This is a genomic window from Streptomyces sp. NPDC087844 (genome assembly GCF_044742785.1).
GTDB lineage: Bacteria > Actinomycetota > Actinomycetes > Streptomycetales > Streptomycetaceae > Streptomyces.
In genome coordinates this window covers 143,678-164,503 of record NZ_JBIUVD010000021.1, presented here as the reverse complement: position 1 = coordinate 164,503, position 20,826 = coordinate 143,678, and the positions used below count along the sequence as shown (strand labels likewise).

18 protein-coding genes and 2 pseudogenes are annotated in these 20,826 nt (G+C 71.5%); 13 read left to right on the top strand and 7 right to left on the bottom strand.

The genetic code is table 11. The features are described from left to right. Positions 1-203: 203 nt before the first annotated feature. From ACIOKD_RS32660 to ACIOKD_RS32640, 5 genes are all read left to right on the top strand, one after another. Positions 204-1,592, top strand: a complete 1,389-nt coding sequence (locus tag ACIOKD_RS32660; RefSeq protein ID WP_402091189.1) for a glycoside hydrolase family 43 protein — start codon at positions 204-206, stop codon at positions 1,590-1,592. A gap of 74 nt (positions 1,593-1,666) precedes the next feature. Beyond that, on the top strand, positions 1,667-2,059 hold the full coding sequence (locus tag ACIOKD_RS32655) for a molybdopterin-binding protein (protein WP_402091186.1): 393 nt from the start codon (positions 1,667-1,669) through the stop codon (positions 2,057-2,059). 217 nt (positions 2,060-2,276) lie between these two features. Beyond that, positions 2,277-3,131 (top strand): molybdate ABC transporter substrate-binding protein, encoded by an 855-nt coding sequence (modA, locus tag ACIOKD_RS32650; RefSeq protein ID WP_402091184.1) that lies wholly within the window; start codon positions 2,277-2,279, stop codon positions 3,129-3,131. Then, the gene (modB, locus tag ACIOKD_RS32645) at positions 3,128-4,000 is read left to right on the top strand and encodes a molybdate ABC transporter permease subunit (protein WP_402091181.1); all 873 of its coding nucleotides are present in this window, start codon (positions 3,128-3,130) and stop codon (positions 3,998-4,000) included. The genes modA and modB overlap by 4 nt, the downstream gene beginning before the upstream one ends. Further along, entirely contained in the window at positions 3,997-5,103 is a 1,107-nt protein-coding gene (locus ACIOKD_RS32640; protein WP_402091178.1) for an ABC transporter ATP-binding protein, read from the top strand. The genes modB and ACIOKD_RS32640 overlap by 4 nt, the downstream gene beginning before the upstream one ends. 89 nt (positions 5,104-5,192) lie before the next feature. Here ACIOKD_RS32640 and ACIOKD_RS32635 read toward each other — a convergent pair whose 3' ends face one another. After that, entirely contained in the window at positions 5,193-5,588 is a 396-nt protein-coding gene (locus tag ACIOKD_RS32635; RefSeq protein ID WP_402091175.1) for a hypothetical protein, read from the bottom strand. 91 nt (positions 5,589-5,679) lie between these two features. Beyond that, on the bottom strand, positions 5,680-5,907 hold the full coding sequence (locus ACIOKD_RS32630) for a hypothetical protein (RefSeq protein ID WP_402091173.1): 228 nt from the start codon (positions 5,905-5,907) through the stop codon (positions 5,680-5,682). A gap of 960 nt (positions 5,908-6,867) precedes the next feature. On the opposite strand from ACIOKD_RS32630, the gene ACIOKD_RS32625 reads away from it, so the two are divergent. From ACIOKD_RS32625 to ACIOKD_RS32615, 3 genes are all read left to right on the top strand, one after another. After that, positions 6,868-7,386: an adenylate kinase gene (locus ACIOKD_RS32625; RefSeq protein ID WP_402091171.1), complete on the top strand. Its 519-nt coding sequence runs from the start codon at positions 6,868-6,870 to the stop codon at positions 7,384-7,386. Positions 7,387-7,800: 414 nt separating this feature from the next. Then, the gene (locus tag ACIOKD_RS32620) at positions 7,801-11,019 is read left to right on the top strand and encodes an alpha-L-rhamnosidase (RefSeq protein ID WP_402091169.1); all 3,219 of its coding nucleotides are present in this window, start codon (positions 7,801-7,803) and stop codon (positions 11,017-11,019) included. 95 nt (positions 11,020-11,114) lie between these two features. Beyond that, the gene (locus ACIOKD_RS32615; protein WP_402091166.1) at positions 11,115-12,230 is read left to right on the top strand and encodes an AI-2E family transporter; all 1,116 of its coding nucleotides are present in this window, start codon (positions 11,115-11,117) and stop codon (positions 12,228-12,230) included. A gap of 30 nt (positions 12,231-12,260) precedes the next feature. On the opposite strand, the gene ACIOKD_RS32610 is transcribed toward ACIOKD_RS32615, so the two are convergent. Then, the gene (locus tag ACIOKD_RS32610; RefSeq protein WP_402091164.1) at positions 12,261-13,247 is read right to left on the bottom strand and encodes an STM4015 family protein; all 987 of its coding nucleotides are present in this window, start codon (positions 13,245-13,247) and stop codon (positions 12,261-12,263) included. A gap of 125 nt (positions 13,248-13,372) precedes the next feature. Here ACIOKD_RS32610 and ACIOKD_RS32605 point away from each other — a divergent pair, with 125 nt between their 5' ends. Further along, positions 13,373-13,522, top strand: coding sequence for a hypothetical protein (locus tag ACIOKD_RS32605; protein WP_402091246.1), 150 nt, complete (start codon positions 13,373-13,375; stop codon positions 13,520-13,522). On the opposite strand, the pseudogene ACIOKD_RS32600 reads toward ACIOKD_RS32605, so the two are convergent. Continuing rightward, positions 13,480-13,680 (bottom strand): annotated as a pseudogene (locus ACIOKD_RS32600) (alcohol dehydrogenase catalytic domain-containing protein); the annotation flags it as partial. The gene ACIOKD_RS32605 and the pseudogene ACIOKD_RS32600 sit on opposite strands and share 43 nt — an antisense overlap. 26 nt (positions 13,681-13,706) lie before the next feature. Here ACIOKD_RS32600 and ACIOKD_RS32595 point away from each other — a divergent pair. Both ACIOKD_RS32595 and ACIOKD_RS32590 read left to right on the top strand, forming a co-directional pair. After that, positions 13,707-14,024, top strand: a pseudogene (locus ACIOKD_RS32595) (TetR-like C-terminal domain-containing protein); the annotation flags it as partial. Positions 14,025-14,169: 145 nt separating this feature from the next. Beyond that, positions 14,170-15,369, top strand: a complete 1,200-nt coding sequence (locus tag ACIOKD_RS32590) for a M23 family metallopeptidase (protein WP_402091162.1) — start codon at positions 14,170-14,172, stop codon at positions 15,367-15,369. Positions 15,370-15,478: 109 nt separating this feature from the next. Here the strand turns inward: ACIOKD_RS32590 and ACIOKD_RS32585 are convergent, their stop codons facing one another. Then, on the bottom strand, positions 15,479-16,087 hold the full coding sequence (locus tag ACIOKD_RS32585) for a YciI family protein (protein WP_402091160.1): 609 nt from the start codon (positions 16,085-16,087) through the stop codon (positions 15,479-15,481). A 122-nt stretch (positions 16,088-16,209) separates the two neighbouring features. Here ACIOKD_RS32585 and argG point away from each other — a divergent pair, with 122 nt between their 5' ends. Continuing rightward, the gene (argG, locus tag ACIOKD_RS32580; protein ID WP_402091158.1) at positions 16,210-17,664 is read left to right on the top strand and encodes an argininosuccinate synthase; all 1,455 of its coding nucleotides are present in this window, start codon (positions 16,210-16,212) and stop codon (positions 17,662-17,664) included. Between the two features lie 197 nt (positions 17,665-17,861). Here argG and ACIOKD_RS32575 read toward each other — a convergent pair whose 3' ends face one another. Together ACIOKD_RS32575 and ACIOKD_RS32570 are read right to left on the bottom strand one after the other, a co-directional pair. Then, positions 17,862-19,022, bottom strand: coding sequence for a winged helix DNA-binding domain-containing protein (locus ACIOKD_RS32575; RefSeq protein WP_402091156.1), 1,161 nt, complete (start codon positions 19,020-19,022; stop codon positions 17,862-17,864). Between the two features lie 3 nt (positions 19,023-19,025). Next, complete coding sequence (locus tag ACIOKD_RS32570) at positions 19,026-19,613, bottom strand: DinB family protein (protein ID WP_402091242.1); 588 nt, start codon at positions 19,611-19,613, stop codon at positions 19,026-19,028. Between the two features lie 154 nt (positions 19,614-19,767). Here ACIOKD_RS32570 and ACIOKD_RS32565 point away from each other — a divergent pair, with 154 nt between their 5' ends. After that, a complete protein-coding gene (locus ACIOKD_RS32565) occupies positions 19,768-20,784 on the top strand; it encodes a helix-turn-helix transcriptional regulator (protein ID WP_402091153.1) in 1,017 nt (338 codons plus the stop codon). Positions 20,785-20,826: the final 42 nt, after the last annotated feature.

Sequence of the window (20,826 nt, the reverse complement as noted above, 5' to 3'; positions counted from 1 at the left end):
TTGTCGGGTCGGGTGGCGGCTGCGGGCCGGCCGTGGCCGGTCGCGCTCCGCGCCCGCACGGGGCACACCGGCATCGTCAGAATCATTGACGTGTCCGGGGCTGGACTCTAACTTCTGATCGATCTCCCGAACTGTGTTCGAAATACCGACCCACGGCAGTCGCCGGGGCCCTTCGTCACGCCCGCATCCATTTGGAGACCACGATGAGCTCAAGACCCCGGCCGTCCCGACGCCTCTTCCTCGGCATGGCCGCCACCACCCCCCTGGCGGTGTCCGGCGCACTGACCCTCGGTGCCGGCACCGCCCACGCGGCGGACTCGGCCTACGTGATGTGCTACTTCACCGAGTCGACCAGCCTCGGCCTCGGCACCGACTACGGGCTACATCTCGCCGTCAGCACCGACTCGCTGAACTGGACACCGCTCAACCAGAACAACCCCCTGGTCACCCCCACGGCGGGCGCCCTCGGCCTGCGCGACCCGTTCCTCATGCGCAAGCAGGACGGCACCTTCGTCGTCATCGCCACCGACCTCAAGGGCACCGACTGGAGCTACAACAGCCAGTACATCCACGTCTGGGACTCCGCCGACCTGCGCACCTTCACCGGCTACCGCCGTCTCAAGCTGCACGACATGACCACGCACAGCTGGGCACCCGAGGCGTTCTGGGACGCCGGCCGGGGCCAGTACGCGGTCATCTACTCCTCGGTCAACTCCAGCGGCCACAACGTGATCATGGTCAACCACACCAGCGACTTCGTGACCGCGTCGGCTCCGCAGGTGTTCTTCGACCCCGGCTACGACGTCATCGACGGGAACATGGCCGTCGGCGTGAACGGCTACAACTACCTCTTCTTCAAGAAGAACCAGACACTGGTGGCGGCGAGGTCCACCTCCCTCGACCCTGGCAGCTTCACGGAGTTCAGCGCGGGGGTCGCACACGGCGGCACCGAGGCCCCGACCGTGTTCAAGTCGCTGACCAGCGCCAACTGGTATCTCTGGGGAGACACCTACACGCCGAACGGTGTCTTCTACGCCTGGCAGTCCAGCAACCTGGCCTCCGGCACCTGGACCGCGCTCGACCAGAGGACCTACACCCAGCCGGTCAACTCCAAGCACTGCGGCATAGCGACGATCACCACGACCGAGTACAACAACCTGCTCACCAAGTGGGGCGCCCCGGCCTGGAACCGGCTCAAGTCGTACAACTACCCGGACCGTTACGTCCGCCACGCCAACTACGTGGCCCGCGTCGACACCTATCCCTTCGACCTGTACACCGACGCCCAGTGGAAGCTCGTCCCGGGCCTCGCCGACAGCTCCGGCGTCTCCTTCCAGTCGGTGAACCACCCCACCCGCTATCTGCGGCACTACAACTACGCGCTGCAACTCGACGTCAACGACGGCACGTCGGCGTACGCGGGTGACGCGACCTTCTACCGCACGGCGGGCCTCGCCGACTCCTCCTGGGCGTCGTTCCGCTCGTACAACAACCCCACCCGCTACATCCGCCACTCGAACTACGTGCTGCGCGTCGATCCGGTCGCCACGGCCACGGAACAGCAGGACGCCACGTTCCGCGTCGGGTACTGACGACCGGGCGCATCGCGTACTGACGACAGGGCGCGTCGCGTACCGCGCCACCGTGATCGCCTATCTTGGCGCGTATGCAGTCATACACGATCGGCCAGGCGGCGCGTCTGCTCGGGGTGAGCCCGGACACCGCGCGGCGCTGGGCCGACGCGGGCCGGATGGTCACGCACCGGGACGAGGGCGGGCGGCGCCTGATCGACGGCAAGGAACTGGCCGCCTTCTCCGTCGAGCTCGCCAGGAGCGACGGCGAGGAGGACACCTCGTACACCTCCGTCCGTAATGCCTTTCCCGGCATCGTCACGGCCGTGAAGCTCGGTGATGTCGCCGCCCAGGTCGAGATCCAGGCCGGCCCGCACCGGCTGGTGTCGCTGCTGACGCGGGAGGCCGTGGAGGAGCTGGGCCTTGAGGTGGGGGTGGAGGCCACCGCCCGGGTCAAATCGACGAACGTGCACATCGACCGGGCCTGAGAGACCGTTCGACCCGGCTCACGCAAGGGGCCGGACCTCCCGGACGGCCGTACCCGTACCCATGCCCCGTGGAAACGCACATGCCAGCCATCCTGATCGCTGGTCCAGCTTGTGCGAAGCACCAGGAGACTTTCCCCTCGCATCTGCGGCAGTATCATGACGGCCGCAAGGACCACGGATGACGGTGTCCGTGAGGACCAGAGGGAGTGGACCCGTGATGACCCGTACCGCGCGCCGGACCCGTAGGACCCGTCGGACCCTCCGAGTGGCCGGTGCGGGCGCCGCCGCCCTGCTGACGCTGAGCGCCTGCTCGTCGTCCGACGACGACTCGTCCGACTCCTCGGCGGCGAAGTCGGACTCCTCGGCGGCGAAGTCGGACTCCTCGGCGGACAAACTGTCCGGCACGGTGACCGTGTTCGCCGCGGCCTCCCTCAAGGAGAGCTTCACGGCGCTGGGCGAGGAGTTCGAGAAGGAGCACCCGGGCACCAGGGTCACCTTCAGTTTCGGTGGCAGCGACTCGCTGGCCGCGAGCATCACGGGCGGCGCCCCGGCGGACGTGTTCGCCTCCGCCAGCCCCAAGACGATGAAGATCGTCACCGACGCCGGGAACGCGTCGGGGACGCCCGCCACCTTCGTGCGCAACGAGCTGGAGATCGCCACCCTGCCGGGCAACCCCGACAGGATCGCCTCCCTGAAGGACCTCACCGAGTCGGGTCTGAAGGTCGTGCTGTGCGACAAGGAGGTGCCCTGTGGCGCCGCCACCCAGAAGGCCCTGGACGCGAGCAAGCTGAAGCTCACCCCCGTCTCCTACGAGCAGGATGTGAAGGCGGCGCTGACGAAGGTCGAGCTGAAGGAGGCGGACGCGGCGGTCGTCTACAAGACCGATGTGCGCGCGGCGGATGACAAGGTGGAGGGCGTGGAGTTCCCCGAGTCCGACGACGCCGTCAACGACTACCCGATCGTCCCGCTCAAGGACGCGCAGAACACCGAGGGCGCCAAGGCGTTCATCGCGCTGGTGCGGTCCGCCGAGGGCCAGAAGGTCCTGACCGCGGCCGGGTTCCTCAAGCCGTGACCTTCCCTGTCGACAAGTCGGACGCCGCGACCGACACCCTCCGGGGTGGGCCGCGGCGTCGGCGCGTCCGGACGGGCGAAGGCGCCGGTGGCCGAGGCGTGCCCCTGCCGCTGCTGGTGCCCGCGCTGATCGGCCTGGCGTTCCTGATCCTCCCGCTGATCGCCCTGCTCGTACGTGCTCCGTGGCGGAGTCTGCCCGACCTGCTGACCAGCGCCGAGGTGTGGCAGGCGCTCCGGCTGTCCCTGGTCTGCGCCACCGCGGCCACCGCGGTGAGCCTGGTCATCGGCGTGCCACTGGCCTGGCTGCTGGCCCGCGTCGAGTTCCCCGGCCGCGGCCTCGTACGGGCCCTCGTGACGCTGCCGCTCGTGCTGCCACCAGTCGTCGGCGGTGTGGCCCTGCTGATGGCGCTCGGCCGCAACGGCATCGTCGGCAAGTGGCTGGACTCCTCGTTCGGGATCACGCTCCCCTTCACCACCACGGGGGTCGTCATCGCCGAGGCGTTCGTCGCCATGCCGTTCCTCGTGATCAGCGTCGAGGGCACCCTGCGCGCCGCCGACCCGCGCTACGAGGAGGCCGCCGCCACGCTCGGCGCCTCCCGCTTCACGGCGTTCCGCCGGGTCACGCTCCCGCTGATCGCGCCCGGTATCGCGGCGGGCGCGGTCCTGGCGTGGGCGCGGGCGCTCGGCGAGTTCGGCGCGACGATCACCTTCGCGGGCAACTTCCCCGGCCGTACCCAGACCATGCCGCTGGCCGTGTACCTGGCCCTGCAGAGCGACCCGGAGGCCGCCATCGCCCTCAGTCTGGTCCTGCTGGCCGTGTCCGTCGCCGTGCTGGCGGGCCTGCGCGACCGTTGGATGACAGCAGGATGACCGGACCCCGTGACGTCTCCGAGGCCGCCGATGCCACCTCTGGCGTACGCGCACCCACCTTTGACGAGGGCCTCGACGCCCATCTCGTCGTCGAGCGCGGCGCCTTCCGTCTCGACGTGGCGCTGCGCGTCGCGCCCGGCGAGGTCGTCGCCCTGCTCGGCCCGAACGGCGCCGGCAAGACCACCGCCCTGCGCGCCCTGGCCGGTCTGACACCGCTCACCGGCGGCCGGCTGCGGCTGGACGGCACGGCGTTGGAGCGTACGCCGCCGGAGTCCCGCCCGGTCGGCGTCGTCTTCCAGGACTACCTGCTCTTCCCTCACCTGACCGCCCTGGACAACGTGGCCTTCGGACCGCGCTGCCAGGGCGCGAGCAAGGCCGAGGCGCGTGCGCGGGCCGCGGAGTGGCTGGGCCGCCTGGGGCTCGCTGAGCACGTCGGCGCCAAGCCGCGCCGGCTCTCCGGTGGACAGGCCCAGCGGGTCGCCCTGGCCCGCGCGCTCGCCACCCGCCCCCGACTGCTCCTGCTGGACGAGCCACTGGCCGCCCTGGACGCCCGGACGCGTCTGGAGGTACGGGCCCAGTTGCGCCGCCACCTGGCCGACTTCGAGGCGGTCGCCGTGCTGGTCACGCACGATCCGCTGGACGCGATGGTGCTGGCCGACCGGCTGGTCGTGGTCGAGGACGGCCGGGTCGTCCAGGAGGGCGCCCCCGCCGACATCGCCCGGCGTCCCCGTACGGACTACATCGCCCAGTTGGTCGGTCTGAACCTCTACCGGGGCGAGGCCGACGGGCATGCGGTCCAGCTCGACGCCGGCCCGGCCATCACCACCACGGAGGCCCTGCGCGGCCCGGTCTTCGTGGCGTTCCCGCCCAGCTCGGTCACCCTCTACCGCGACCGGCCCACCGGGGTCAGCGCCCGTAACCTGTGGGCCTGCGAGGTCGCGGGTCTTGAGACGCACGGCGACCAGATCCGCGCCGACCTCACCGGAGAACTGCCCCTCGCCGCGGACCTGACCACGGTCGCCGCCGCCGAACTCGATCTGCACCCGGGCGCGGCGGTCTGGGCGACGGTGAAGGCCACGCAGACGCACGCGTACCCGGTCTGAGGGGCAGCACGGGACGCCTTCCCTGAGCACGCGGCTTCAGCGGCCTGCGCTGCTTGAGCGGCCTGCGCTGAGCGGCCTGCGCGGGCCGCTCAGCGCAGCCGGTCGATGGGCTCGGCATCGGCGCGGGTGTCCGCCGGAACCCGGGTGACCGCCAGGCCGGCGGGGATCTTGAGGCGTTCCTCGAAGGTGCTGCCGGGTTCGGCGGTGCAGACGGTCGGATCCGTGCACGGCCCGGGGGGAAAGGGGCAGGTCGAGGGAGTGTGACAGTTCAGCTCGACGACGCCGACCTCGGACTGTCGCAGGCGCTCGGCGCCGTCGTGACGGATACGGACGTCGTGAGCGACCCACCGGCCGAGGTCGCGGTGGCCACCGGTCCGGTAGGGCCTGTCCGTCCGCAACCAGCCCGCCCCGGTACGTCCGCGGCGCCCCTCGACAGCGCCCCGGCTCGCCGCCGAAGCCCCGGCGGAGGGCTGGGGTCCGGTCACCCGGGCGACGCGAGTCCCACTCGCGCCCCCGCCGGCACCGGCTTCGTGGGCCCGTCCAGAGACGGGCCGGTGCCCGTGGGCAGCCGCGCCCCTAGGGCGCGGAACCCCACTCGTGCGGTCGCCCGCCGCGCCATTCCACCCAGCCGGGATCGTCCAGCAGCTCGGCCGGGGAGGACAGTCCGGCGGCCTCCAGGAACACGATCAGATCGTTGTCGGAGTGGGCCAACCCCAGGATCTCGGCCCGGCCGTCCCGGTGCACGCTCACGCGTCGCCCGCCGCTCACGGCGGGCCGGTGCACAACGATCAGTGCGCGTGCCACGGGATCCAGGGTGTCACTCCCCCTCAGGTCGACGCCGCCCGGTCCGGGCACACGCGCGCTCTTCACGGCAAGGCGGGACGGGCGGCGGGAACGGTCAGCGGGCCCGGGGTGCCCCCCGTCGCCGCTGTGCCGGCGGGGGCGGAGGCGGCGAGAAGGTGTCCTCGTCCTCGTCCAGTGGCGGCAGTTCGATGGTGTACTGCGGCTGGAGAAACAGATCGTGGTGCTGGGGCACGGCGGACGAGGCCGCCGCGTCCTGAGCGGGACGTGCAGGGTCGCGATGCGAAGAGGCAGGCATCCAAAACCATCCGGAGTCGGGAGTCGCGCGGATCGGAGGCGGAGCTGTCGACCGATGAACATCGGTACCTGCTACCTCGCGCGCTACTGCCCATTAGATCCTATCGGCGCCCGGAGAACGAAAGGGCGCGGGGCGCGGAGTGGTTTGGATGGGTGATCCGTGTCTCCGGGAGACTGCTCGCGGCCGAGGCCGCAGGTCGTCGAAAGCCCCTACGGACCACCCGCCGGAGCGACCTCCCCAGCCCCATTCCTGCGGCTCCGGGCCGGGTTCAGGCCGGGTCCGGGCCAGGTCCGGGCGGCCGGGTTCGGGCCAGGTCCGGGCCAGGTCCGGGCCGGGTTCGGGCCAGGTCCGGGCCAGGTCCGGGCCGGGTTCGGGCCAGGTCCGGGCCGGGTTCGGGCCAGGTCCGGGCCAGGTCCGGGCCGGGTTCGGGCCGGGTCCGGGCCGGGTTCGGGCGGCCGGCTCCGGGCCGGATTCGCGCCGGGTTCGGGCCGACCGGTGCCGGAGGGGGCGAGCCGACCGGCGCAAGCGGTGTCCCCCTGCGTGCGGCCGTCGGACTCCGGGGAGCCCAGCCCCTTCGGACCGAGTTCTACGCCACCACGTCCGCCGCGGAACTCTGCCCGAAGGCCCCGGAATCGGCCGAACCGGCACCGCTATAGGCTGCGCCCGTGGAGCGGATCTTGGTGGTGGGTGTCACGGGTGCGGGCAAGTCCACGCTCGCCCGGGCGGTGGGCGAGCGCCTGGGCATGCCCTGTCACGAGATGGACGCGCTGTATTTCACGGGCCCCGGCTGGGCCGTCAACGACACCTTGACCGAGGAGGTCTCGCGCCTCACCTCCGAACCCCGCTGGATCGTCGACTCGCTCGGTAGTCCCGAAGTCCGGGATCTGCTCTGGGACCGGGCCGACACCGTCCTGTGGCTCGACTACAGGAAGCGTGTCGTCATGCCCCGGGTCCTTCGCCGCTCCGTCAGGCGGACCGTCACCCGCGAGAGTCTCTTCGGCGGCAACCGGGAGACCTGGGCGGGCTGGCTGAGCAAGGAGCACCCGGCCCGGTGGGCCTGGTCCCAACACGCGGGCCGACGCCGGGAGATCGAACGCCGGACACGCGATCCCCGTTTCGCGCCCCTCGACGCGCTCCGGTTCTCCCACCCCCGCGACACCGCGGCCTGGCTGGCGTCCGTGTGACGTGACCTGACCTGACCGGAACGGCCCGGCGCGGAACCACGAAACCCACCCGGCCGACCCTCCACCGGTTCCGGCCCCGCCTCCGCCGCTTTCCGATCCGGCCTCGCCACTGCTTCGACGCGGCTTTCGACACGCCGGTGGGCAGCACCGCACCCGGGGCTCCTCCCGGCTCACCGACCGCTCACAGAATCACCTCCGCACCACCGCGCGCAACCACCGCGACAGCATCGAAACAGCACCGGTCGATTGAAACCGTTCAATCGCCGACACCCCGGCTACACCGGGCCTCTCCGCAGCGGCGACCGCATCCGACGCCCCGTCAAGAATGTGTTGCACGCTCATTGACCCTCGCCCCGCACGCCCCTACGTTCACCCGCAGTGAATCGATTCATCATTCCTACCTGAGGAGCCGCAGTGATCAGCAGGAGGAACATTCTGGCGGGTACGGCGGCGGCGATGGCTGTCACGGCGACCGCCGCCGGCACCGGATCAGCCATGGCCGCGCCCGCGTCCGCACCTGCCGGGGCAGGCGCCCGCCGCAGCGCCCTGCGCGTCACCGCGCCGACCGTCGAGTACGTGCGACGCCCCCTGGGCATCGACGCACAACACCCCCGGCTGAGCTGGCCGATGGCCTCGGACGAGCCGGGCGCGCGCCAGAGCGGCTACCGGATACGCGTGGCCTCCAGCGCCTCGCGGCTGCCGGAGCCGGATGTCTGGGACAGCGGGAAGGTCGTGTCCGACGAGTCCGTCCTGGTCCCGTACGCGGGCCCGCAACTCAAGCCGCGCACCCGGTACTTCTGGTCCGTGCGCGTATGGGACGCGGACGGCGGTGCCTCGGAGTGGAGCGAGCCGTCGTGGTGGGAGACCGGACTTCTGGACGCCGCGCAGTGGACCGCGAAGTGGATCTCCGCTCCCCCGGTCCTCACCGACGCGCCGACGCTCGAAGGCAGCTCCTGGATCTGGTTCCCCGAAGGTGATCCGGCCAACAGCGCCCCGGCGGTCACCCGTTGGTTCCGCCGTACCCTCGACCTGCCCGACGCGGTCACGGCCGCGACGCTGGCCATCAGCGCGGACAACGTCTACACCGTCTCCGTCAACGGCACCGAAGTGGCCCGCACCGATCTTGAGACGGACCGCGACGGCTGGCGCCGCCCGGCCGTGGTCGAGGTCCTCGCCCAGCTGCGTACGGGCAGGAACGTCCTCGCGGTCTCGGCCGCCAACGCGTCCGAGGGGCCCGCCGGCCTGGTCGCCACCCTCACGCTTCACACGGCCTCCGGCGAACAGCGCGTCGTCACCGACGACTCCTGGAGATCGACCGACAAGGAGCCTGCCGCCGGCTGGCGCGGGACCGGCTTCGACGACAGTGCCTGGCCCGCTGCGAAGGAGGCGGCGGCGTGGGGCGCCGGGCCGTGGGGCAAGGTCGTCCCCGCGTCGTACGCGGCCAACCAGCTGCGGCACGAGTTCCGGCTCCCGCGCAAGAAAGTGGCACGCGCCCGGCTGTACGCCACGGCCCTCGGCGTCTACGAGGCCCACCTCAACGGCCGCCGCGTGGGCCGCGACCAGCTCGCTCCGGGCTGGACCGACTACCGCGAACGCGTCCACTACCAGACCTACGACGTCACCTCGCTGGTGCGGTCCGGCGCCAACGCCATCGGCGCGTATGTGGCACCGGGCTGGTACGCGGGCAACGTCGGCATGTTCGGGCCGCATCAGTACGGCGAACGCCCTGCGCTGCTGGCCCAGTTGGAGGTCGAGTACACCGACGGGACGCGCGAGAGCGTCACCTCGGACAGCGACTGGCGGGCCGCGTCCGGGCCGATCGTCTCCGCCGACCTCCTGAGCGGCGAGACGTACGACGCGCGCAAGGAGACCGCCGGCTGGACCTCACCCGGCTTCGACGACGGGGCGTGGCTCGACGCGGTGCGCACCGCCGCCGACGCCGCTCCACCCCGGATCGAGGCCCAGGTGGACGGCGCGGTCCGGGTGGCCAAGGAGCTCCCGGTCAAGAAGGTGACTCAGCCCGAGCCTGGTGTGTTCGTCTTCGACCTGGGCCAGAACATGGTCGGTTCGGTACGGCTGCGGGTCTCGGGCGCGGCCGGCACGACCGTCCGTCTCAGGCATGCCGAGGTACTCAACCCGGACGGCACCCTGTACACGGCGAACCTGCGTACCGCCGCGGCGACCGACACGTACACGCTCAAGGGCGGTGGGCGGGAGACGTACGAGCCGCGGTTCACCTTCCACGGTTTCCGCTATGTCGAGGTGACCGGGTATCCCGGCACCCCCGCGGCGGGAGACCTCACCGGTCGTGTGATGCACACGTCCGCCCCCTTCACGTTCGACTTCGAGACCGATGTCCCGATGCTCAACACACTGCACAGCAACATCACCTGGGGGCAGCGCGGCAACTTCCTCTCCATCCCGACGGACACGCCCGCGCGTGACGAACGCCTGGGCTGGACGGGAGACATCAACGTCTTCGCGCCGACGGCCGCCTACACGATGGAGTCCGCCCGGTTCCTCACCAAGTGGCTCGTGGACCTGCGGGACGGGCAGACCGCGGAGGGCGCCTTCACCGATGTGGCACCCATGGTGGGCACGGTCGGCAACGGCGTGGCGGGCTGGGGCGACGCGGGCGTCACCGTCCCCTGGTCGCTGTACCAGGCGTACGGCGACCTGCAGGTCCTGGAGGACGCCTGGTCCTCCGTACAGGCCTGGCTCAAGTACCTGGAGAGGAACAGCAGCGGGCTGCTGAGGCCGGCCGCCGGCTACGGCGACTGGCTGAACGTCGAGGACGAGACGCCGAAGGACGTCATCGCCACCGCCTACTTCGCCCACAGCGCCGACCTCGCGGCCCGTATCGCGAAGGAGATCGGTAAGGACCCCGCCCCCTACGCCGATCTCTTCGGGCGCGTACGCGCGGCGTTCCAGAAGGCCTATGTCACCGCCGAGGGCAGGGTGAAGGGCGACACCCAGACGGCGTATGTGCTCGCCCTGTCCATGGATCTGCTTCCCAGCGAGCTGCGCAAGGCGGCGGCCGACCGGCTGGTCGCGCTCATCGAGGCCAGGGACTGGCATCTGTCGACGGGCTTCCTCGGTACGCCCCGGCTGCTGCCCGTCCTCACCGAGACCGGGCACACCGACGTCGCCCACCGGCTGCTCGCACAGCGTTCCTACCCCAGCTGGGGCTATCAGATCGACAAGGGCTCCACCACGATGTGGGAGCACTGGGACTCCATCCGGCCCGACGGCAGCTTCGAGGACCCGGGCATGAACTCCTTCAACCACTACGCCTACGGGTCGGTGGGCGAGTGGATGTACACCAACATCGCCGGTATCGCGGCGGGCCGGCCCGGCTACCGCGAGATCGTCGTCCGGCCGCGGCCGGGCGGGGGCGTCACCTCCGCCCGCGCCACGTTCGCCTCCGTCCGCGGCCCCGTCTCCACCCGGTGGCGGCAGCGGTCCGGCAAGTTCGTCCTCACGTGCTCCGTACCGCCCAACACCACCGCCGAGGTGTGGATCCCCGCGGACGCCCCGGACGAGGTCACCCACACCGCCGCGGCCTTCCTGCGCAGCGAGGACGGCTGCGCGGTGTACCGGGTCGGTTCCGGCACCCACCGCTTCAGCGCGTAGCACCGCCGTCACGCAGCGGCGTCCAACGCGCCTTGGGCGCCGCCGCGTTGGCGGGGCTCCGCGGAAGCGCGGTGGCCTGCCCATAAGGTGCTCGCATGTCTGCCTCGTTGAGTTCCGCCAGATCCCGCGCCGCGCTGCGCGCGTCGGCGCGTATTTCCGTCGAGTTGCTGCTGGTTCTGGTGATGACCGCGGTGGCTCTCTGGCTCCTGGGCCGGATGTGGTCCGTGGTCTGGCCCCTCATAGTGGGCCTCCTGCTGACCACACTGACCTGGCCCATGGCCCGCTTCCTGCGTCGGCACGGGTGGCGTCCCGCTCTGGCGGCCTCCTTGGTGACCGTGCTGTTCCTGGTGCTCGCCTCGGCCGTGGTCGCGCTGATCGCGGTTCCGGTGGCCGCCCAGTCCGGGGAGTTGACCGATGGTGTCGTGGACGGCATGCACAAGGTCCGTGACTGGGCCGCCGGGCCGCCGCTGAACATCGAGGACGCCCAGATCTCGGGTGCCGTGGACAGTGCGGTCGAGCGTCTCCAGAAGAGCGCCGGCAGCATCACCACCACGGTCGTCACGGGCGTGAGCACCGTGGTCAACGGTCTGGTCACCGCCGTCCTGGCGATCTTCCTGATGTTCTTCTTCCTCAAGGACGGCCCGCGGTTCCTGCCGTGGCTCGCCCGTCAGCTGCCCGGCCGGCTCGCCGTCGACGTGCCGACCGTGGCCGCCCGCACCTGGGACACCCTGGGGTCGTTCGTACGGTCGCAGGCGGCCGTTGGACTGCTCGACGCCGTCTTCATCGGCATCGGCCTGTGGATCGTGGACGTGCCGCTGGTGCTCCCGCTGGCGGTGCTGACCTTCGTCTCCGCCTTCGTGCCGATCGTGGGCGCCCTGTTCGCCGGCCTCGTCGCGGTGCTCATCGCCCTGGTGTCGAACGGTCTGACGGACGCGCTGATCGTGCTGGCGATCATCGTCGCCGTGCAGCAGCTGGAGGGCAACGTCTTCCAGCCCATGATCCAGAGCCGCGGGCTCGGACTGCACGCGGCGGTGATCCTGCTGGCGGTGACGCTCGGCGGCAGTCTGGCGGGTGTGGTGGGCAGTCTGCTCGCCGTCCCGGTCGCCGCGATGGTCGCCGTGTTCTGGAACTACCTGCGCGAGCAGCTCAGCGAGCCGCCGCAGGAACCGGACACCGGGGAGCCGCAGACCGCGGGCGCCGTCCCCTCCTGAGGGTGCCGGCAGGGCGGCTTGGCCACGGTCCTACTCCCCCACCGCGATGTACCGGGGTTCGTCCTCCTCGGCCTCCTCCTGGCCGTCGAGGTTGACCTTCACTCCGAACGGCTCCAGGGCCTCACGCATCCGCCGCATCATCGGGTCGGAGAGGAAGTGGTGGTAGAGGTCCAGCTCCTGAAGGCGGGTGAGGGGCCGGCCGCCGAGGAGTGCCTCGGCACCGGCATCGCTCAGGGTGCCGAGGCTGAGGTGCAGCGAGGTGAGCCGGGCCACGACGGGAGCACCGGCGACGGCGGCGGCGACCTCGTCGTGCATCTCGCAGTTCTGCAGCCCGAGGTGCCGCGGGGCGGGCAGTCGGTCGCCGTCGAGCAGGGGGGCCAGGCCGGCGAGGGTGGTGGTGCGGCCGTACTCCTCCTCGCCGGGCCACAGGTCCAGGTGCCGCAGACCGGGCAGGTCGCTCGCGGCCAGGCCGCGGGCCACCTCGCCTGGCAGACCCCTGTTCTCCAGGCGGAGGACGCGCAGGTGTTCGTGGCGCAGGGGGCCCAGTCGCAGTCCCGGCGCGCCTTCGGAACCTCCGCCCGAGCCGCGTACGCCGAGCTCCCGCAGGTAGGGGTAGGGGTAGGCGGACAGGATCGGGGTCACATCGTCCTGGACGATCCAGGACAGCTCGCCCTCTCCGTGCCCGAGGTCGGCGAGGTAGAGGGCTTCGAGCCCGGTGAGACGGTCGGCGGCGGCCACGAGACGGCCGGCCGTCTCGGCCGGACCCTCCCCGTCCCCGTCCGAGCCGGTGCCGTAGGCGCCCGCGCCCAGGACCAGGGCCCGAACCCGTGCGGAGTCCACGGTGTCCAGGAAACGGTGCCAGCAGGTCTCGAAGGACTCCGCGTCACCGAGCGGTTGATTGCGGGCGAGTCTCCAGGCGACCTCGCCCGGCGGGGGCAACGGCCCGCTCCCCTCGTCCACCTCCGGGAAGTCGTGGACGGGCAGACCATGCAGCGTGGTCAGGTAGCCGATGGTCACGGCGCAAGCCTCCCAGAGCACTTGAGCGTCCCACTTCCCTTCGCGGGCCAGCAGAGCCAAGAGGGCATCCTGGTGCCTGACGGGGACGGGGCAACGACCCTGCTCCGGGACCTGTCGTCCTACGGGTGCAGTACGACCTTGCCCGCGACCGTGCCGGATTCGGCCAGGCGCAGGGCCTCGGCGGCCCGGACGAGCGGGAGTCGGGCGGCGATCCGGGCCGTGACCTCCCCGCGTCGGGTACCTCCACCACGTCCGCCGCGTCGACAAGCACGTGAGTGGACCAGCCGCCGACCTTCAGCAGGGCCGCCACCCGGCTGCCGGCCAGGCCCGGCTCGACGCCCTCGCCCGTGGTCAGCACCGTCCCGACCAGGTCATAGCCGGGCACGAAGGGGAACGGCGGCTGGTCGTAGTAGCGGCCCCGGCGCATCTGCTGTTACGTCCTCGTCCACGGCACGCCCGCCCGTACCCGGCTACCACGCGCCCGACGACATCACCGGGGTCGTGCGCGGGATCATGGCGACCCTGCTCGACGCCTGCGCCGCGCTGCCCTCGGAGACCCCCGCGACACCGTTCGGGTCGCACCTCGAAGAGCACCGGCGGTGGGCCGGCGACCACCCCGCCGAACCCGCGGCCCTGCACCGCGCGCTGACCTCCTGGACCCGGCTGCACGGCGCGTTGTCCCTGGCACTCGCGGGTCACTTCACCGGGATGGACTTCGACCCCGCGCTGTTCTTCGCGGCCGAACTCGACGAGCTGACCAAGGCGTCGGAACTCTGACCCCGTGAGGTCTGCCCGTTCGGGCAGACTCCTGTGCCTCTGTGCCTCGTGATACCCGCGGAGCGGCACGTTAGCGTCGTGCGCGTGAGCACCATGACCATGACGATTGCCGCGGAACCCAGTGCGGTGCAGGGGGAGTTCGCCGGTGATTGACGGCCGGTTGGACGAAACGGGGACGACCGACTCCCGAACGGCGTCGGCCGACGGGAGCGAAGTCGAAGAAGCAGCAGTCGAAGAAACGGTCGGGGAAGCAGCCGCGGCAGGAGCCGAAGAGCCGGTCGAGGAAGCACGCGAACGGAGCCCGAAGCGCGCCCGCCGCGGCCCGGGACCGTTCACCCTGCTCGTGCTGCCGGGGCTGGTCGCCCTGATGGGGGTGGCCGGCTTCCTGGCCTACAACGGCGGTCTCGCCGACGCCTGGCCGCAGGGTTCCGACCCCGACCCGACCGCCACGACCCGCGTGGACGCCTCGTACATCCCCTGGCTCCGCAAGGCGGTCTCGGACTGCACGGTCATCAAGCCGTCGGTGCTCGCCGCCCAGATCGACCGGCTGTCCGGCTGGAGCAACGACGCGGGAGCGCTGTCGGGCGAGAAGGGCATCGCCGCGTTCACGGACGCCCGGTGGAAGAAGTGGGGCAAGGACGACGACGGCAACGGCCGCTCCTCCCCCCGCGATCCGGCGGACGCCATGATGGCGCTCGGCCGGCAGGACTGCTCCCTCGCGGAGAAGGTGACCGACCTCAGGACCGAGGGAATCGTCACCGGAGACCTGGTCAACCTCACCCTCGCCGCGTACGCGTCGGGTACGGATGCCGTGGTGAAGGCCGGACGCGTACCCAGCGACGCGGAGGCCTACATCGACGAGGTGAAGTCGCTGTCCGCGCGCTACGAGTCGGTCGACCGGGAGAGTACCGGCGGCGCCGTGAACCAGGTGCCGGGCGCCGTCCTGGCCGGGCCGGTCGGCGACCTCACCGTCACCTCGCCCTACGGATCGCGCGAACACCCGCTGACCGGGGTGACGAAACTGCACACCGGGGTCGACTTCGCCTCGCCCCAGGGGGCCCAGGTCTCCGCCGCGTCGAAGGGCCAGGTCGTGTTCGCGGCGATGACCAAGGCGTACGGCAACCGCGTGGTGATCGACCACGGCACCATCGACGGCAAGCGGCTGGAGACGACGTACAGCCATCTGCTGGCCCTCCAGGTTTCCGTCGGCCAGGCGGTGGACGCCGGGACGCCGGTCGGGCTGGTCGGCTCGACGGGCCTGTCCACCGGCCCCCACCTGCACTTCGAGGTGGTTCTCGACGGGTACTACACCGATCCCCTGCCGTGGCTCACCCCCAGCACGTGAGCCGCGTTCGCCCTCGGCCCGCTCCAGCGGTCCGTACGCACCCGTCCACGGGGCAGGTCCGCCCGCCTCCGCGCCCGAACCGGGCCCGGAGGCGGGCGGCCCCGGCGCCTCACTCGGCGGCCGGGCGCCCGCCGAACCGCCAGTCGTGGATCTCGACGCTCCGGTACAGCCCGCCCCGGGCGTACGGTTCGTTCGCCATCATGGCCTCGGCGGCGTCCCGGTCCGGCAGTTCGACCAGCAGGGCCGTGCCCATCCAGTCGGTGCCGTCCTGGGAGAGCAACGGGCCGTACGCGATGAGGCGTTCGCGGTGTTCGCGGTCGAGATGACGGTGGTGGGCCGCCTCCAGGGCATCGCGCGCCGCGGTCGCGCCGGGCACCCCGTGCGCGATGACAAGGAAGCGCCGGTATCCGGCCGCCCCCCTCTCGTACTGCCACATCGTGCGGCCGAGGGTGTTCTTCCAGCGGCGTATCAGGACATCGGCGTAGACACCGGCCCTGTAGTTGGGTTCGTCGAACGCGAACCCGTGCGCGGCGGCCGCGTCGGGGAGGTCGACGATGTGCATGCTGCCGGTCGCCGTCTCGCCGTCGGCGCCGAGCGTGGGACCGCGCGCGATCATGGCCTCGGCGTACCGGTCCATGAACGCCCAGTGCGCCTCGCTCAGCTCCCACCGCAACGGCATCGATCCGGGTCGGTCACGGCAGTAGAAGAAGTACTCCATCCCGCTCCCGCACCTCCCCCTCCACAAGCCCGCCCGCATGGCCGCGCCGGGCGGCAACGGATCGTACCGTGCCCCTCGGGACCCTCGTTGCATGTTCATGCGAAGTGATGCATACTCTTCCTATGTCTAAGGTCCTCACCTCCCTTCCCGCCGGCGAGCGCGTCGGTATCGCCTTCTCCGGCGGACTCGACACCTCGGTCGCGGTCGCGTGGATGCGCGACAAGGGCGCCGTTCCGTGCACCTACACCGCCGACATCGGCCAGTACGACGAGCCCGACATCGCCTCGGTGCCCGGCCGCGCCAAGGCCTACGGTGCCGAACTCGCGCGCCTGGTCGACTGCCGTGCCGCGCTGGTCGAGGAGGGGCTCGCCGCGCTCACCTGCGGGGCGTTCCACATCCGCTCGGGCGGGCGTGCCTACTTCAACACCACGCCTCTGGGCCGTGCCGTCACCGGCACCCTGCTGGTGCGGGCGATGATTGAGGACGACGTCCAGATCTGGGGCGACGGCTCGACCTTCAAGGGCAACGACATCGAGCGGTTCTACCGGTACGGGCTGCTCGCCAACCCGCATCTGCGGATCTACAAGCCCTGGCTGGACGCGGACTTCGTGACCGAGCTCGGTGGCCGCAAGGAGATGTCGGAGTGGCTGGTCGCGCACGACCTGCCCTACCGCGACAGCACGGAGAAGGCGTACTCCACCGACGCCAACATCTGGGGTGCCACCCACGAGGCCAAGACCCTGGAGCACCTGGACACGGGCGTCGAGACCGTGGAGCCGATCATGGGCGTCCGGTTCTGGGACCCCGAGGTCGAGATCGCCACCGAGGACGTCACGATCGGCTTCGACCAGGGCCGCCCGGTCACCGTCAACGGCAAGGAGTTCGCCTCCGCCGTCGATCTGGTGATGGAGGCCAACGCCATCGGCGGCCGGCACGGCATGGGCATGTCGGACCAGATCGAGAACCGGATCATCGAGGCCAAGAGCCGCGGTATCTACGAGGCGCCCGGCATGGCACTGCTGCACGCCGCGTACGAGCGCCTGGTCAACGCGATCCACAACGAGGACACCATCGCCCAGTACTACAACGAGGGACGGCGCCTCGGCCGGCTGATGTACGAGGGGCGCTGGCTGGACCCGCAGGCCCTGATGGTGCGCGAGTCGCTGCAGCGCTGGGTCGGCGCGGCCGTCACCGGCGAGGTGACCCTGCGGCTGCGGCGCGGCGAGGACTACTCGATCCTCGACACCCGCGGCCCGGCGTTCAGCTACCACCCGGACAAGCTGTCCATGGAGCGCACCGAGGACTCGGCGTTCGGCCCGGTGGACCGGATCGGCCAGCTCACCATGCGCAACCTCGACATCGCCGACTCGCGCGCCAAGCTGGAGCAGTACGCCGGGCTCGGCCTGATCGGCACCGGCAGCCCCTCCATCGGTGCCGCCCAGGCGGCCTCGACCGGCCTGATCGGCAGCATGCCGGACATGCCGCAGGGCGGCGCCGAGGCCATCGCCTCCCGCGGCGAGGTCTCCGAGGACGACGAGCTGCTGGACCGCGCGGCGATGGAGTTCGGCACGGACTGATGTCCCGCCGCAGCGGGACGAACGAGTGATGGGCGGGCTTGGAGCTGTTGGCTCCGGGCCCGCCCATCACTCGGTTCGGGTCGGTTGATCGGTTGGGCCCCTTCGATCGGTTCGGGTCGGTCGATCGGTAGGGGCCGGCCCGTTGGTTCGGGCCGGTTCATTCGCTCGGCGGACTGTTCATTCGCTCGGCGGCCGGCTCAGCGGACGGCCTCCGCGATCCGGATGCCGTGGCTGTCGCCGTCGGACAGGAACACGGCCAGCGCCTCCCCCTCGTCGGCCACGGCGGCGCGGTCGGTGCGGGAGAAGCCGCGCAACGGGGTGACCGTCACGCTGCCGTCCTTGCCGACGGTCCAGGTCGCGGCGACCCGGCCGTCGACCAGGACGACACGCTCACCGGCGACCGAAAGACCGCGGTGTGCGTCGTCGATGATCCGGCCGCGGTCGTGGTAGCCGAGGATCACGTTGTCGAACGCCGGCAGAAACCGCACCGGGGCCCGCGTGTCCGGGTCGGGGCGAGGTGCGTCGGGCAGGTCCAGCAGCTCGCGGCCCCGCTCGTCACGGAAGGCGACCAGCTCCCCGCGTACGGCCGTGACCGCGGCGGGCAGACCCGCGAGGCCGCACCAGGCGCGCAGGTCGGCCGAGGCGGCGGGGCCGAACGCGGCCAGATAGCGCCGGACCAGCGCCTGGCCCACCGGATCGGAGCCGTTCCGGTCCGACGCATCGGAGCCCTCGCGGTACGGCGGGTCGGAGCCTTCGCGGTACGGCGGGTCGATCTCGCGCCCCAGCCAGGAGGAGAGCGTCACGTTGCGTACCCCCGCTCTCGTCCGCCAGAGCCCGCGCGGCGGAAGCTGCGCCATCGGGACGAGAGCGGCGATCAGCATTTCCCCCAACGCCCTCGGCCCCGGTTCCGGCCAGCGCTCGGCGAGGGCCCGGGCGAGTTCGGTCATCGTGCGGGGCTCGCCGTCGGCCATGACGGCCCGGCCCGCCGCCGCCAGCTCGTCGAGATCCACCCCGGCGAGCTCCCGGCGGTAGGTCCCGAGCACACGTTGACGCAGCATCGCCGTGTGGCGGCCCCGCCAGGCCAGAGCGTCGTCGGCGGTGACGAGGTGGACGGTCCGGCGCATGAGGTGGGTGCGCACCACCTTCCGCCCGGCCAGCAGGTCCGAGAGCGCCACCGGGTCGAACGCGGACAGCCTGGACCAGAGCCCGACGAACGGTTCCTGCGGCTCCTGTGCCTGCAGACCGCCGAGGTGGGCGACGGCGTCGAGGACCGGCAGATCGGCACGGTCGAGCAGCAACTGCCGGGCCAGCGTCGCGCGGTTGAGCGCCCGGGTGCCGAGAACGGTCGAAGTGCCCACCGCTCAGGTCGACTTCTGGCCGTCGAGCGACTCGCGCAGGATGTCCGCGTGGCCGGCGTGCTGGGCGGTCTCCGCGATGACGTGCATCAGCACCCGGCGAGCGCTGCGCACCGCCCCCGGCTCGTTCCAGGGCGCCTCGGACAGCGGGTGCGTCACGGACAGGTCGGGCAGACCTGCGACGACCTCTTCGGTCCGGGCGGCGACCTGCTCGTACCGTTCGATGATCCCGGCCAGCGTCTCGCCGGGCAGCGTCCGGAAGTTGTTCTGGTGGTCGATCGCCCACTGCGGGAACTCGCGTGCGGTTCCGGAGGCGAGGTCGGCCCAGGTGACGCCGTCCGGCAGGTCGTAGCGCATCGCCGACGGGCCCTCGACCACGAAGCGCAGCCAGCTCTCCTCGACGGCCGCGACGTGCTTGATCAGCCCGCCCAGGGACAGTGTGCTGACCGTCGGGCTCTGGCCTGCCTGTTCGTCACTGAGACCTCGTGTCGTGGCCGTCAGAGCGGAACGGGCGGTCGCGAGTTCGGCGAGCAGCTCGCTCCGCTCGGGGTCGAGGGCGGGGCGTGAGGCGGTCGTGGTGGTCACGTCGGTCATGGTGATCGGGTCCTTCTTGTCGTAGATGTTCGTGCTGTGGCCGGGACGGTCGAGGGGGCGGGGGCCGTCGCTTCCGCTGTCGCTGTCCGGCACAAGAAGACAGTCCCAGGGGAAGCGGTCAGGGTGTGTCCGCTACTCCGTGCACCATGGAGTTATGCCGAAAACATCAGCGCGACTGCTGTCCCTGCTCTCGCTGCTCCAGGCGCGCCGGGACTGGCCCGGGGCGCTGCTGGCCGAGCGGCTGGAGATCAGCCCCCGCACCGTGCGCCGCGATGTCGACCGCCTGCGCGAACTCGGTTATCCCATCGTGGCTTTCAAGGGACCCGACGGCGGGTACCGCCTCGACGCCGGTACGGAGCTGCCGCCGCTGCTGTTCGACGACGAGCAGGCCGTGGCCCTCGCCGTCGCGCTCCGGATCGCGACCGCCTCCGGTGCCGGTATCGGGGAGGCGGCGGTGCGCGCGTTGGCCACCGTGCGGCAGGTCATGCCCCCGCGACTGCGCCGCCGGATCGACACCCTTCAGGTCACCGCCGTCGAGCGGCCCGCGTCGCGGCCTGCGCCGCGGGTCGACAGCGGCGTTCTTCTGACGCTCGGTGCCACCGTCCACGCCTGCGAGGTACTGCGCTTCGACTACACCACGGCGGTCGCGACGGCTCCGGCGTCTCCGGTGCCGCCACGCAGGGTCGAGCCCCATCACCTCGTCACCTGGGGCGGACGCTGGTACCTCGTCTCCTGGGACCTGGACCGCGAGGACTGGCGGACCTTCCGCGCCGACCGGATCACCCCGCGCATCCCTGCCGGTCCCCGCTTCGTCCCGCGCGAGCTCCCCGGCGGTGACGTGGCCCGCTTCGTGGCCGCCAGGTTCCGCGGCTCCGACGGCTCCGGTGACTGGCCCTGCCGCGGCGAGGTGATCCTCGCCAGTTCCGCCGCCGACGTGGCCCAGTACACGCATGACGGAGTCGTCGAGGCCCTCGGGCCGGCGCGCTGCCGTCTCACTCTGGGCTCGTGGTCCTGGGTCGGCCTGGCCGCCTCCATCGGCCGCTTCGACGCCGACATCGAGGTCGTCGGCCCGGTCGAACTCAAGGACGCGTTCGCACGACTGTCCTGCCGCTACGCCGACGCCGCGTCCACACCCGACCGGGACGAGACAGTGCCGGGGGACCTCGGATGACGCCGACCTCTTACGGACCGGTGACGTGAGGCGCGTACCCCT

What these genes read in the sequence shown, in the direction of transcription:
- ACIOKD_RS32660 (WP_402091189.1), top strand. Translation starts at nt 204, where the DNA reads ATGAGCTCAAGACCCCGGCCGTCCCGACGCCTCTTCCTCGGCATGGCC.
- ACIOKD_RS32655 (WP_402091186.1), top strand. Translation starts at nt 1,667, where the DNA reads ATGCAGTCATACACGATCGGCCAGGCGGCGCGTCTGCTCGGGGTGAGC.
- modA (WP_402091184.1), top strand. Translation starts at nt 2,277, where the DNA reads ATGACCCGTACCGCGCGCCGGACCCGTAGGACCCGTCGGACCCTCCGA.
- ACIOKD_RS32640 (WP_402091178.1), top strand. Translation starts at nt 3,997, where the DNA reads ATGACCGGACCCCGTGACGTCTCCGAGGCCGCCGATGCCACCTCTGGC.
- ACIOKD_RS32615 (WP_402091166.1), top strand. Translation starts at nt 11,115, where the DNA reads ATGTCTGCCTCGTTGAGTTCCGCCAGATCCCGCGCCGCGCTGCGCGCG.
- ACIOKD_RS32585 (WP_402091160.1), bottom strand. Translation starts at nt 16,087, where the DNA reads ATGGAGTACTTCTTCTACTGCCGTGACCGACCCGGATCGATGCCGTTG.
- argG (WP_402091158.1), top strand. Translation starts at nt 16,210, where the DNA reads ATGTCTAAGGTCCTCACCTCCCTTCCCGCCGGCGAGCGCGTCGGTATC.
- ACIOKD_RS32570 (WP_402091242.1), bottom strand. Translation starts at nt 19,613, where the DNA reads ATGACCGACGTGACCACCACGACCGCCTCACGCCCCGCCCTCGACCCC.
- ACIOKD_RS32565 (WP_402091153.1), top strand. Translation starts at nt 19,768, where the DNA reads ATGCCGAAAACATCAGCGCGACTGCTGTCCCTGCTCTCGCTGCTCCAG.